Annotated in this window: 10 protein-coding genes and 2 pseudogenes; 4 read left to right on the top strand and 8 right to left on the bottom strand. The window is 72.1% G+C overall.

The genetic code is table 11. The features are described from left to right. Nucleotides 1–12 precede the first annotated feature (12 nt). A complete protein-coding gene (locus tag OG689_RS03095) occupies nt 13–1,173 on the top strand; it encodes an AMP-binding protein (RefSeq protein ID WP_323189247.1) in 1,161 nt (386 codons plus the stop codon). A 137-nt stretch (nt 1,174–1,310) separates the two neighbouring features. Here the strand turns inward: OG689_RS03095 and OG689_RS03090 are convergent. Continuing rightward, a pseudogene (locus tag OG689_RS03090) lies at nt 1,311–1,521 on the bottom strand (nicotinate phosphoribosyltransferase); the annotation flags it as partial. 243 nt (nt 1,522–1,764) lie between these two features. On the opposite strand from OG689_RS03090, the pseudogene OG689_RS03085 reads away from it, so the two are divergent. Further along, nucleotides 1,765–2,394, top strand: a pseudogene (locus OG689_RS03085) (aquaporin); the annotation flags it as partial. On the opposite strand, the gene OG689_RS44995 reads toward OG689_RS03085, so the two are convergent. The 4 genes from OG689_RS44995 to OG689_RS03070 all read right to left on the bottom strand — a co-directional run bounded on the left by OG689_RS44995 (nt 2,367) and on the right by OG689_RS03070 (nt 6,380). Continuing rightward, a complete protein-coding gene (locus tag OG689_RS44995) occupies nt 2,367–2,468 on the bottom strand; it encodes a hypothetical protein (RefSeq protein ID WP_354536919.1) in 102 nt (33 codons plus the stop codon). The pseudogene OG689_RS03085 and the gene OG689_RS44995 sit on opposite strands and share 28 nt — an antisense overlap. A gap of 238 nt (nt 2,469–2,706) precedes the next feature. Continuing rightward, complete coding sequence (locus tag OG689_RS03080) at nt 2,707–3,564, bottom strand: universal stress protein (protein WP_266317245.1); 858 nt, start codon at nt 3,562–3,564, stop codon at nt 2,707–2,709. A gap of 548 nt (nt 3,565–4,112) precedes the next feature. Beyond that, nucleotides 4,113–5,342, bottom strand: coding sequence for a pyridoxamine 5'-phosphate oxidase family protein (locus OG689_RS03075; protein ID WP_266326825.1), 1,230 nt, complete (start codon nt 5,340–5,342; stop codon nt 4,113–4,115). Between the two features lie 324 nt (nt 5,343–5,666). Further along, nucleotides 5,667–6,380, bottom strand: a complete 714-nt coding sequence (locus OG689_RS03070) for a CBS domain-containing protein (protein WP_266317243.1) — start codon at nt 6,378–6,380, stop codon at nt 5,667–5,669. A gap of 739 nt (nt 6,381–7,119) precedes the next feature. Here OG689_RS03070 and OG689_RS03060 point away from each other — a divergent pair. Further along, entirely contained in the window at nt 7,120–7,650 is a 531-nt protein-coding gene (locus tag OG689_RS03060) for a flavodoxin domain-containing protein (RefSeq protein WP_266317241.1), read from the top strand. 698 nt (nt 7,651–8,348) lie between these two features. Here OG689_RS03060 and OG689_RS03055 read toward each other — a convergent pair. Further along, nucleotides 8,349–9,230 carry a potassium channel family protein gene (locus OG689_RS03055; RefSeq protein WP_266317239.1) on the bottom strand — a complete coding sequence of 294 codons (882 nt, stop codon included), beginning with the start codon at nt 9,228–9,230 and terminating at the stop codon, nt 8,349–8,351. Between the two features lie 374 nt (nt 9,231–9,604). Between OG689_RS03055 and OG689_RS03050 the strand changes: the two genes are divergently transcribed. Further along, the gene (locus OG689_RS03050; RefSeq protein ID WP_266317238.1) at nt 9,605–10,024 is read left to right on the top strand and encodes a hypothetical protein; all 420 of its coding nucleotides are present in this window, start codon (nt 9,605–9,607) and stop codon (nt 10,022–10,024) included. A gap of 717 nt (nt 10,025–10,741) precedes the next feature. Here OG689_RS03050 and OG689_RS03045 read toward each other — a convergent pair. Beyond that, the gene (locus OG689_RS03045; RefSeq protein WP_266317236.1) at nt 10,742–12,469 is read right to left on the bottom strand and encodes an aminotransferase class V-fold PLP-dependent enzyme; all 1,728 of its coding nucleotides are present in this window, start codon (nt 12,467–12,469) and stop codon (nt 10,742–10,744) included. After that, nucleotides 12,466–12,822: a hypothetical protein gene (locus OG689_RS03040; protein WP_266317234.1), complete on the bottom strand. Its 357-nt coding sequence runs from the start codon at nt 12,820–12,822 to the stop codon at nt 12,466–12,468. Before OG689_RS03040 ends, OG689_RS03045 begins: the two co-directional genes overlap by 4 nt. Nucleotides 12,823–12,838 lie beyond the last annotated feature (16 nt).

Below are 12,838 nucleotides of genomic sequence, written 5' to 3'. Positions count from 1 at the left end.
CGGGTCAGTACGGTGACCTACGACGAGCTGGCCCGCTGGACGAACCGCTTCGCGAACGTGCTGCGCTCACTGGGCGCAGGCCGCGGCGACCGGTTCGCCTCGCTGCTGACTCGCTGCCCGGAGCTGTACGTGTCCGTGCTCGGGACCCTGAAGAACACCTCGGTGTTCTGCCCGCTCTTTCCCGCCTTCGGTCCGGTCCCGGTGGAGGAGCGCCTGCGGCTGGGCGGCGTACGGGTACTGGTGACGACCGAGGACCTCTACCGGCGCAAGGTGGCGGCCCGGCGCGAGCAGTTGCCGCAGCTGGAACAGGTACTGATCGTCGGCCCGTGCCCCGAGCCGCTGCCGGGTACCCGTTCGTTCGACGCGCTGCTGGCACAGGCGTCCGAGGACTTCACGATCCCGGACACCGACCCGCAGGAGACGGCGCTGCTGCACTTCACCAGCGGCACCGCGGGTACTCCCAAGGGTGCGATCCACGTGCACGAGGCGGTGGTGGCCCACTACGCCACTGCGGCCTTCGCCCTGGACCTGCATCCCGACGACGTGTTCTGGTGCACCGCCGACCCGGGTTGGGTCACGGGCACCTCGTACGGGGTCATCGCGCCGCTCACCCACGGGGTGACGATGGTGGTCGACGCGGGGGAGTACGAGGCCCGCCGGTGGTACGGCATCCTCGCCGAGGAGCGGGTGAGCGTCTGGTACACCGCGCCGACCGCGATCCGGATGCTGATGCGGGCCAGCCCCCGCGGCAGCCCGCCCGACCTTCCGCGCTCCTTCGACCTGTCGGCGCTGCGGTTCATCGCCAGCGTCGGTGAACCGCTCAACCCGGAGGCGGTCCGCTGGGGGCAGGAGATCTTGGGCCTGCCGATCCACGACAACTGGTGGCAGACGGAGACCGGCGCGATCATGATCGTGAACTTCGAGGCCACCGAGATCAGGCCCGGCTCGATGGGCCGCCCGCTGCCCGAGGTGGAGGCGGGCCTGCTGGAGCGAGGGCCGGACGGAAGAGTCCTGATGACGGATGGTCAGGTGAGCGAGATCGAGGTGCCCGGGCGCGAGGGCGAGCTGGCGCTGCGGCCGGGCTGGCCGTCGATGTTCCGCGGTTATCTGAACGCCGAGGAGCGCTACGAGGCCTCCTTCGCGGCCGGCTGGTCGACGACTACCCCCGCCTGACCACCCTGAACAGCGCCGCCGTCTTCCTCACTGAGCGGACCTGACGCACCCGTGCGGACGCGGCGAGTGGCTGAGTGCCGACTGCGGCAGCTTCCGGGAGGCCCGGTCGTCCGCCGACCACGGTCATCAGCGCCTCTCCGGGCAAGGACGGCGAGCGCGCCGAGGTCCCCGCTGCCGAGGCGTAGTGCGCAGCCCTCGTGCAGTCCGAGTTCGCGCAGCACGCAGGCGGCGACCGCGACGTCGGCCTCAGTGTCGTAGGTGTCCACCAGTAGGGGTCACCTGGCCGGGGTGGGCTCGGACGAAGGCGCGGAACACCTCGGCCTCGTCGCCGAACACCCAGGACTCGGCCGGTACCGTGACCGCGGCGGTGCCTGCCGCCCAAGTGCCGACTCGCGGAACCTCGGGACGCCGGAACGCCGGAACGCCGGAACGCCGGGACGCCGGGACGCCGGGACGGCAGGCGAGGAAGGCGTTGCCGCGCGGACACCGGGACCGTGCGGACCCGGGTGATCACCGAGGTGGCCCGATAGGCCCTGGCCGACCGATGCCCGTACGGCGCACCGTGGAAGAACTACCGGGGAGGTGGGACGGATGACCCCGAGCCGGCGCTCCGGGTGGCGGCGGCTGGGCGCAGAGGGCGTGGGAACGTTCTTCCTGGTCCTGGTCGCCGCCGGCGCGGGCGTGGTCGACAGCGTCACCGGTGGCCAAGTGGGCCGACCCGCCGCCGTGGTAGCCCCGGGACTGATGGTGCTGGCCCTGATCTACACACTGGGCGAGGTCTCCGGGGCCCACCTCAATCCCGCGGTGACCATGGCCTTCGCCGCCCGCGGGCACTTCCCCTGGCGGCGCGTCCCGGGGTACGCAGCCGCGCAGCTGGCGGGGGCGGTCGCGGCGGCCGGTGTGCTGCGCGCGCTGTTCGGGACCGCCGGGCAGGTGGGGGCCAGCCGGCCCGGGGCAGGTATCGGTACCGGTACGGTGTTCGGGCTGGAAATCCTGCTGAGCCTCGGACTGATGACGGTCATCCTCGGCACGTCCTCCGGAGCCCGGAACATCGGCCACAACGCGGCCATCGCGATCGGCGGTTACATCGCCCTGGCCGGGCTGTGGGCGGGCCCCGCCAGCGGAGCGTCCATGAACCCGGCCAGGAGTCTGGCACCGGTGCTGGTCGGCGGGCACGGCGGCCCCCTGTGGATCTACCTGCTCGGGCCGCTGGTCGGCGCGGCCCTCGCAGTGCCGCTGGCCTGGGTCCTGCGCGGCCGTCCCAGCACCGAGGCCACCCACGCGGCCCAGGGCAGCGACGAGCTGGGCCCGCCCGACGAGCACCCGCCCGAGCCCGACAGCCGGTCGGGGTGAGCACCAGCCGGTCGGCCGACCGGGCCACGGCGCCGGTAGCCGTGTCACCGGCGGCCTTGGCCTGGACGTCACGGTGGAGAGCGGAGCCGGCGTGGCGGCCTGGTTCTCCGACGAAGGCGCCCGGCCCATGCCCCGCTCCTTCGAGACCGGGAGGCCCCGGCCTCAAACCACCGGCCCGACTCAACCCACCGGTACAACCGCAACCGGGCAGTGCGCGTGCTGCACGACGGCCTGGCTCACCGAGCCGAGCCGCCGCATGGGCCCGCGCACTGCGCCGTGGCGCCCGACCACCACCAGCTGATGGGCTTCGGAGAGAGTCACCAGCAGCCGTGCCGCGCCGGAGCGCACCGCGACTTCGGCCACCTCGACATCGGGGTACTGCTGGCGCCTGCCCCCGAGCGCCTCGACCAGCAGCCGCTCCCGCTCGGCGGCGACGTGCTCCTCCTCATACACGGCCGGGAACGCGTGACCCGGCCCGCTGACCAGGGGATAGCTCCAGGCATGGACAGCCTGCAGTGACAGGTGCCTCCTGCTTGCGGCCTCGAACGCGAATGTGAGTACGTCGTCGCCGCCGTTCTCCCCGTCCACGCCCACCAGTACGCCGCCGGCCGTCGACCGGATGTCGGGGGAGTGGACCACGACGACAGGGCACATGGCGTGCGCAGAGACATACAGGCTTGTCGAGCCGACCAGCAGACGCGAGAATCCGCCCGAGCCGCGCGCTCCGAGTACGAGCAGGTCCGCCTCCTCGGACACCGCGAGCAGGGCGTCGCGGGCATAGTCGTCCGCCAGCTGAGTGGTGACCGCGAGGCCTGGACGGTGCATCAGGGCCTGTTCGCGCGCCGCTCCGAGCGCCTCCTCACCGGCGTCCCGGGTGAGCCTGGTCTCCTGCCCCGCCGGTGCCTTCAGCGTCTCGCCGAGCCAGGCGTGCAGGATGAGCAGCGGGACACGCCGCAGACCGGCCTCCTCCGAGGCCCAGTCGAGGGCGTCGTGACTGGCATCCGTACCGTCGATTCCCACGATGACCGGGTATCTCATAGCCTGCTCCTCCGAAGTCCGAGTTTCCGTGACGAGCCGAGCGCCCGCCGGCCGGGATCGAGCGCCATGCCTTGAACCTGCACCGGGTGAGGTGTCCGGGCTTGGGCCTCGCGGCGGCAGGAACCTCCCGGCGCAGCCGGCTGCGGGTCTCCGAAGACGCGTATCCAGTGCGCGTCCGGGCTGGGTCGCAGAGCGCTCTGCCGTGCACCGACGGTGCTGCGCCCGCGGGGTCGGTGCACAGCCGGGCAGGGCAGCCGACCGAGGCTGAGGACCTGCTCGACCAGGATCGATCGATCGTCCTTCCGCCAGGGGCCGCCCGGACTCGGCACGGCGACCACTTCACACCTCCATGCTGCGCCCGGCCCGCGCCCGGTGCGAGGACAGGGGCGCGGCAGGTGCTCAGCCAAGTCGAAGGAGAAGGGGTGAGTCCGGGGAGCGGTCGTGCTGCGCCTGTGCGGCGCCGTTGACGGGTGTCGGTCACCGAGTGGACGCAGCGGGAGGACCGGCCGGGCGACGATCAGGGTGCCATGCCATGCCATGCCATGCCATCACCGCCCGACCCGCGAAGGGCTCGACCGACGTGGTCGGGTCGATGGCCCCGCGTCGTCGGCAGGGCGCTGCGGCGGGTCGCGCGGCAGGCTCGGATGGAGGGGGTGGCCGCGGTGATCGAATCCGGAGTATGCGCCAATGAGCGGATGCGGCTGCCTGTCCTGGGCCGTGACTTCCAGGAGGCCACCCGTCAGGCGCCTGTGAGGGCGTCGAGCACGAGCAGTGAGCTGGCGGTGCCGCTCGCTCTGACACCGCTCACTTCGGAACCCCGACGCTCCGCCGGTACCGGAGATCGGCGACGAGCGCGGCCGGCCGGGCCCCGGTCCACCCCGGGCGGCAGCCACTGCGGGCCGGGCGGGCCCACTCGGGCGCGGAGGCCACCGGGGCCCGACCGTGCCGGTGACGGATGGGGGCCACCACGTCGTCGGACGGGCGTCACCGGTGGCCAGCACGCTCCAGCCGGTGCGCAGCACCTCGTCGATCCGGTCGACCTCGAAGGCGACGCGCCGGCTGACGGTGGCGGCAAGCGGGCCGTCGGCAGCCGTGCGGAAGATCAGTGTGCCGTCCAGCACCCAGTAGTTGGCCGGGAGGACGATGGGACGCCTTGCGGCGCCCAGGGCCACCCGGCCGACTCCGTCGGTGGACAGTCGCTCCCAGCACTCGGAACGAGCCAGCTCCTCCAGCACCGGGTGCGCCGCGGTGCTCGCGCGGTCGGGCGGCAGGTCGAGTTCGCCGCCCAGCAACTGGGTGACCGACGTGCCCAGAACGGCGGCCAGCCTGGCCAGTGCTCCGCTCTCGACGTCGGTGGGCGAGGTGTCCAGGTAGTCCAGGTACGGCACCGCCATGCCGGCCCGGACCGCCGCTTGTTCCCGGCCGAGTCCCAGCTGCTCACGACGTAGCGCGACTCGTCGGCCGAGGTCGCCGGCGTTCCCCGGCATGGCCTGTTCCGGACCGCCGGTGGGTTCGCCGGGCCCGGCCGGCTCGCTCCGCTCAGTCTCCGAGGAGGTGTGCGGTCGGTCGGACGGTCGGGGCGCCTGCCCGCTCGGGTCTTGGCGGGTGAAGTGGTGCAGTCGACTATCCGGACCGGGGAAGAACAGGGTGGAGTGCCCGGTGTCCGACCACAGGACTTCCCAGGGCGGTTCGCTGTCCGGCCGGTGCACCGCGATCACCTTTCCGTCGCGCCGCGGCACGCCGGGGCGGGCGCCTTCCACGATGACCCGGTCTCCTATGGTGGCTCTCGTCGCGGCCTCCCGAGAGGATCTTTGGGGGTGGAGCGTGGTGTCGTGCCGAGCGGACGACGTGGATCTTCACTCGACGCCGGGTTACGTTTCAGGTCGGTGAGGATCATGCTGCCGGTCGTCGCGCCACTGTCGACGACGAACTCGCCTCCGGTCGAGTAGGTGGCGTCAGCGGCCACGAACAGGGCCACCATCCCGGCGGTCATCGGTTTGCTGATCGGCCCCAGGTGGATGGAGCAGACCCGGACTCCGTCGCGGGCGAGTTCCAGGGCGGAGGTGAAGGCGGCCGCGCCCGCCCATCCGGTTGGCCGTCGCTCAGTGATGGGGCGCCGAGTGCGGGCCGATAACGCCGGGCATCGCCGACAGCCCGGGGTCGACGTGGCTGTCGTCGAATTCGTGGCCAAGGGTTTGGCGGACGGCGACCACGCCGTCCAGTGAGCGGCACATTCCCTCGATGATGGGGATGAGGCTCTTGCGTTCGATTGTGCCGGTCAGGGTGACGACGCCATCGTCGACCGAGACCTGGACGGCGTCGGCCGGGAGCCACAGTGTGTTGAGCAGGACGTCGTGGGTGATCTCGGCGCGGATCGAGGCGTCGTCGCGGAGGAACGGCTGGAGCAGGTCGCTGCGGCTTACGATGCCGGTCAGCCGGCCTTCGTCGTCGACCACGGGCAGCCGCTTCAGTTTCTTGCGGTGCATCGCCCGGGCGGCCTCCACCAGGGTCCAGTCGGCTCGCGCGGTGACGACCGGGCTGGTCATCATCTCTTCGGCGATCTCCGCCTCGGCGCGGTACCGCTCGTGCGGGTGGAGCCAGCGGGTGACCGAGCGACCCTCCTCCAGCAGGCTGGCTTCCTTGCGGATCAGGTCGGCCTCGGACACGATGCCGACCGGGTGGTTATCGCTGTCGACTACCGGCACGGCGGTGATGTCGTTGCGGTGGAACAGACCGGCGATCTCCTTGAACGTGGCCTCGCGGTGGGCGACGACGACGTCCTGGGTCATCACGTCCTGGACGGTGCTGTGCTGCATGGCCTCTCCTCAGGGCTTCATGGCCTCTCCTCCCGCGCGGCTTCGGGTGCCCCGATCACGCGGACACGGCAGGGGTGCGCGCGGCACGACGGCGGGGAGGTGGGCGTGGTGGACGAGTCCGAGGGAGTGCCCCGTCCTCCGCTCGGCCCACTGTCATGGTCCTCCGGCTGCGTCGCTGTGGCACGTCCGTTCCCGTTGGGAGCAGGACAGGGCCGGATCGGCGGGTGGCTGCCAGCCGGGATGCTGCCGCTCGCATGTCCTCGGCACGGGGAGGATCCTGAATGAGGCGGGTGGTGTACGGCTCGGTGGCCGACTGGCCGTGCCCCATCGGGCGGCGGGCATCGTGCCGTTCGCGCGTGGCAGTGGCAGTGGCAGGTACAGGCACAGCCCGCGCAACCGGTTCGCCGCGAGCGCTTTGAACCGGGCCGGACTGGCCACGTTGCTGTTCGACCTGCTCACCGCCGAGGAGGAGATGGACCGGGCGAACGTCGTCGACGCCGCCCTGCTCACTCGCCGCCTGACCGGCGCCGCGCACTGGCTGCGTGGCCGGGACGGGGCCCGCGGTCGGCTACTTCCGCCAGCACAGGAACTGCAGCCCCTCTCTCCGGGCGGCCGCAGACCTGGCCACGTCCTGGTTCACCGAGCACCTGAAACCCGACCGTCTCCGGAGGGCTGACGCCGGGTAGGCACCGAACCCGGCCGACCCGAAGCGTGGGCCGGCCTCTTCGGAGGAGGAGGCATGATGACGGTTCTGGTCGGCTACGCGAGTGCGCACGGTTCCACTCGGGAGATCGCCGAGCGCATCGGCAGCCGGCTGACCGAGTCCGGCGTCTCCGCCGATGTCCGGCCGCTCGACGACAGGACGCCGGCGGCCGGGTATTCCGCCTTCGTCTTGGGCAGCGCGGTCCACAACCGGCGGTGGCTGCCGGAAGCGGCTGCCTACCTGGAACGCCACCGTGACACGCTCGCGCAGGGTCGGGTATGGGCCTTCAGCGTCGGTATGCCCGCCGCGCTGCGGGGGCCGTGGCGCAGGCTCGCCCCCCGCGAGGGGGCGATCGTCCTCGACGCGCTGGGACCGCTGCCCTACCTGCGCGGGCATCGTCTCTTCTCCGGTGTCGTCACCCGCGAACAACTCGGCCGGGTGGGCGCGCTCGCACTCCGTCTTCTGGGCGGACGCGCAGGCGACTACCGTGACTGGGACGCCATCGACGCCTGGGCCGCCGAGATCGCCGGCGAGTTCCGCGCAACCGGGGAAGCTCCGAGGCGCTGACCTCGGATTGAACAGATCGCGTGACGTGGGCGCACCGGTCCCGACGCTGCCACCTTCGGCCGGTGACCCACAGAGGGTGCGCCGCGACCGTCAGGGCGGCCACCACGTCGCCACGCAGCCGAACCCGCCGGCAGCCCCTGAGCACGGCCGGACCCGGCGATGCGGGCACGAGGCGGTGCCGGGACGGCCTGTGCCGTCGCCGTCACGAACCCATGGATCTCCTTCCGTCGCGGAGCCCCAGCACGCCGCTGGACGGAGGCACGGCGGATTCACCGAGGCACTGTCCGGTTCGGTCGGCCGGCCCGGTCATCCGGGCAGCGATGGGGCCGTTCGGCCCTGGTGCCGGGCGGGGGCGGGAGTAGCGTGAACATCGGCCTGCAGGGCGAGCGAGGGAGTTCGACCGGACGGCCCCGGGCGACGGGCGGAGGCTCCGCGCGGGGCGTTTGTCGACGGTGGGGCTGAGAGGCTGGAAGGTCTGTGAGACCGGAAGGCGACCTCCATCACCTGATCCGGACAATGCCGGCGAAGGGAGCCCAGCTTGCAGGTTTCCGTCTGCCCGCAGGACATTGGTACGAGTCGCGACCAGTGACGAGGGGCTGCGGAGCGGCCGCCGGGTCCCGGGTGGACGGCGGTGTGCGACTTCACCTTGCGTGCCGCCTCATGACCGTCTTGGCGCTCTCGCTCGTCTGGGTAGTACTTCAGCCTGCCGATCCGGATTGGCGGCCGTGGTCGCGTGCGTAGGCTTCGAATGTCTGCTTCGGTGTGCCGTGTGTGTGGAGGAAGCGTTCGTCGAGGATGGCGGCGAGATCTTCGAGGGCTGCTTTGAGCGCCGAACCGGAGTGCCGGACCTCCGGATGAGCGGCGGCTGCGGCTTGGTCGGCTTGTTCGACGGCGTCGCCGATCTGGGCGGGCAGTGAGGTGCGGTCGTCGCCGTCGTAGAAGTAGTAGGACTCGGCGTACTGCATGAAGTCGACGGAGACCACGGCGACTTCCCTGGAGAGGCTGTCGAGCAGAGTGGCCCCGGCGATTGCCCTGCTCAGTCCTGTCGTGGGGCGGCTGCGGCGCAGATGGGACAGTCGTAGGGCCAGGGCGCGCCGGCGGGCGAGGGCGGGGTAGATGCCGATGATCCAGGAGACGGTGGCGCTCAGGAGGGCGAAGCCGACGAGGGCTTCGATGGGGGCGACGATGCGTAGCCATCCCGCGGTCGGCGCGATGTCCCCGAGGCCGAGGGTGGTGAGGTTGACGAGGGAGACGTACAGCGCGTCCACGAAGCCGGCGTGGTCGGCGGGATCGAGGCCGGTGGCGTAGGTGAAGGAGACCGGCATGTGCGGCCAGTAGACGAGTGCCCAGCCGATCGCTGCGGTGAACGCCCACAGGGCCACGACCGAGACCATGGCGAGCGGGCCCGCCAGCCCGGCCGCTCGGCGGTGCGTGCTGAGGTGCGAGGTCAGCCGCCATGCGGCTGTCATGACGAGTCTGCTGAGTCCGCCGTGGCGGGTGGGGTGCCACAGTGTGTGGAACACGTCCCGCAGGACGAGGAGCACCACGAGCGCCCCCGACACGGTCACCAGCCAGTTCATACCGCTTCCTTTCGCCGCGGTGTCAGGTTCTCGCGCCGGGAGGCGTGACCGCTGGAGCCGCGCGCACGGACCCGGGCCTTGCGTGCGGGTGCTGTGTCTCGGAGGTGGCCAGGGCCGTGCACCCGGCGCAACCGTCGGGCAACTGCAACGCCTCGGCCGCGAGACACCGGAAGCCTGAAATAGGGGAGGCCTGTCGGGCTCGCCGCGAGCCCTGCCCGGCGCCCTCACCGACTCCTTCGTGCTCGGCGGCCACAACGCCTCGCTCGTCCTCCTGCCCACGCCCTGGCGGTCGGCCGGCTGTCCGTGGGCGGGACTAGGCTCGCAGCATGTTGATCACCGATGTTGCGTCCCATCGAGCCGCCGCCGATCGCCTGTTGGCCACTCCGTTCGCCGAGATCGAGGACCGGGACGGTGCGGAGTGGAGCGGTCCGGGTTTCCGGCTGGCCGCGCTGATGGAGTCCCGGGACTTCTGGGAGGTCCACGACCCGGATGTGGTCGACGCGGAGGAGCGCAGGGTGGAGACGGCCCTTGACACCCTTTCGGCCGCTCTCACCAACGCCTGGGGCGCCCCGACCACCGTCGAGCTGTGGCTCTATCGCGAGACCGACCTGCCGGACCCCGCCGCACCGGGCCCACTGGGGTTTCTGGCCGACGTCGCCTCCGAGCTGCGGGTGTGGCAGCCGTCCGTTGACCGGTGGCTGGGCCTGACCGTGGGCCAGGCCGACCCCGAGCTGCCGTTCCGGCTGCTGGCGTTGGTCGGTGCCGGAACGCTACCGGAGCCGCCGACCACCTGACGCGAGGACGTGCCCACCGCGGGGGACATCGCGGAGCTCACGTGCCGGACGGTGGGGGTCACGCGGGCGGGTGCCGGGATCTGAAGCGGGCCCCTGCCGGATGGTCAGTTCGGTTGCGGGACGACTGCGTCGACGGGCAGGGCATGCGCTCGGGTGGGCGGGCCCGTCAGCCAGGAGGCAGTGACGCGGGTGGGCGCGAAGCGTTGAGTGTGAGCGGCGCGGCGAGGTCTGGGGGCATGTGGCGGCCGGGCGGGTTGGCCGGGGCGGGCGGCCCACCGCGGTGCGGATCGTGGCGGGGCGCTGGGTGAGGGAGCTGGCCCGGGTCAACCGAGGGTGGTGATGGCGGCCTTGACCTCGTCGCCGATGGCGGCGGGCATGGGGACGCAGCCCTTGTCGGCGATGGCCTTCCGGGCGCTGTCGCTGATCGCGTAGGTCAGGAAGGACTTGAGGGTGTCGAGGCTGTCGGCCTTGTTGCCCTTGTTGCGGACGACCTCGTAGGTGACCAGGACGACTGGGTAGGCGCTCGGTCTTGGTGCCGTCGTAATCCGCCGGGTGGTGCCTCGGGGGCGGGGGCGGAGCGGGCGCCCGAAGGGCAGAGCATGGCGGACCCGCGGCGGGTCGTCGGCCGCGAGCGGAGCCGGCAGGGTGGGCCGAAGCCGGGGGCGCTGCGGGTGCCGGTACGGACGGTGATGCGGGTGGTGGCCGGCCCGTTCGCCGTCACGGTGCCAGGCACTGCGGTGGCAGCGGGAACCAGCGCAAGGCTTCGAAGTCTGCAGGGAGGGCGCAGGGGCCGGAGTCGACCGGGTCGGGCCGGCCGTCGAGCAGCCTGCGGGCCTCGTCGAGCTGCCCGGCGAGCGCCTCCTCGCCCGTCCGCGCGCGTCCGTGCGGCCAGTGCAGGTGGCCGTGTTCGTCGTAGCGGGCGTCGGTGAGCCGCAGGGGCGGTCCGGCCGCGGCGTCGCGGTGGCGCCACAGTCCGGTGCGCGGGTCGAAGCGGTAGTCGGGCAGCAGCCGGTGTCCGTTGTCGGCGAGCAGGTCGACGGCGTCGATGAGGTAGTCCCGGACGGTGTCGGACAGGAAATAGTGGAAGTTGATCCGGGTCCAGCCCGGCTTGATCCCCTCGCACCGGTGCCCGACGATCTCGTCACGGAAGGCGTGTGAGTGCGGCGCGTCGATCGCGAGCAGGCGGTGGCCGTACGGCCCCGCGCAGGAGCAGCCGCCGCGTGACTGGATGCCGAAGAGGTCGTTGAGTACGGCGACCACGAAGTTGTGGTGCAGGAACCGGTGCCCGTGCCGGATCCGGAAGGAGACGATGGACAGCCTGCGGGCGCGGTGGCTGCCGAGGACGTCGATGCGCGGGTTGCATTCCCATCGGTCGAGGGCGGCGTGCCACATCCGTTCCTCGCGGGCCTGGATCAGGTCGGTGCCGACGGCCTGTTTCAGGCCGAAGACCAGCCCGGCGCGGATGGATTCGACGATGGCGGGTGTGCCGCCCTCCTCGCGGGCGACCGGGTCGTCGAGGTACCGGTGGCTGGTGGGGTCCACGAACAGCACCGTGCCGCCGCCGGGCGCGGTGGGCACCGGGTTGCGGACCAGTTCCCGGCGGACGACCAGCACGCCGGGGGTCTGGGGGCCGCCCGGGAACTTGTGCGGGGAGATGAACAGCGCGTCCTTGCCGTCGCCCCGGCCCGGGGCGCTGTCGGCTGCGCGGATGGGCACGTACGGCGCGGCCGCGGCGTAGTCCCAGAAGGACAGCGCCCCGTGTTCGTGCAGGAGGCGGGCCGTGCGGTCGGTGTCGGTGAGGATGCCGGTGACGTTGGAGGCGGCGGAGAAGCTGCCGATCCGCAGTGGCCGGTCGGCGAAGCGGACGAGCTGCGCCGTGAGGTCGGTGAGGTCGAGGTGTCCGTCGGCGTCCTCGCCGATGGGCACCACGTCGGCGATGGTCTCGCGCCAGGGCAGTTCGTTGGAGTGGTGCTCGTACGGTCCGACGAAGACCACCGGCCGTTCGGCGGGAGGGAGAGGCCCGTCCGGCCGGTGGCGTTCGGCGGGGCCGGTCGGCCGACGGAGTTCCAGGATGCCGACGAGCTTGTTGACGGCGGCCGTGGCGCCGGACCCGCAGAAGATCACCAGGTGGTCGTCGGTGCCGCCGACGCAGTCGCGGATCATCCGGCGGGCGTCCTCGCGCAGCCGGGTCGTCTGCAGGCCGGTGCCGGAGCTCTCGGTGTGGGTGTTGGCGTAGCGGGGGAGGACGGCGTCGCGGATGAAGTCCTCGATGAAGTCGAGGGAGCGGCCGGAGGCGGTGTAGTCGGCGTAGGTGACCCGGCGTGGTCCGTAGGGGCCGTCCAGGACTTCGCCTTCGCCGATGATGCCCGCGCGGATGCGCTCCAGCAGTGGTGACGGCGGGGCGGCGGCCGTGGACCGCTCGTCCGACGCGGTGGTGGTGCTCACGTCGGCCTCCTTTCGGGGCGGCCGAGATCGGTCGGTGCCGTCCCGGAGAACCCGTCGACTGCCAGCATCCCGCAGGGGATGCCGGCAGGCCAGAGCCGGACGGCCCTCCTACGCAGCCCGTCGCAGGCTTCCCGCGTGGTGGAGCCGACGGTGGAGCCGGGCGGGCGGATCGGCTTCTCCCGCTCGTCAGGGTGGAACCGGTCACCGGTGTCGAGGTGGTTGGAAGCGTCGAGGAGATCGCGCAGTCGGTCGAGGGTGAGGCCCGGACGCTTCGGGCGGCGGAGAACCAGCGGGCGCCGGGGGTCCGACGGGGCGGTGGGCCCGGGAACCGGGCCGCGACGGACAGTGTCCATTCGGTCGTAGGCTGCG

The organism is Kitasatospora sp. NBC_00240 (assembly GCF_026342405.1).
Lineage (GTDB): Bacteria > Actinomycetota > Actinomycetes > Streptomycetales > Streptomycetaceae > Kitasatospora.
Note: the sequence above shows the minus strand (reverse complement) of the source record. Positions and strands in the feature narration are given on the sequence as shown.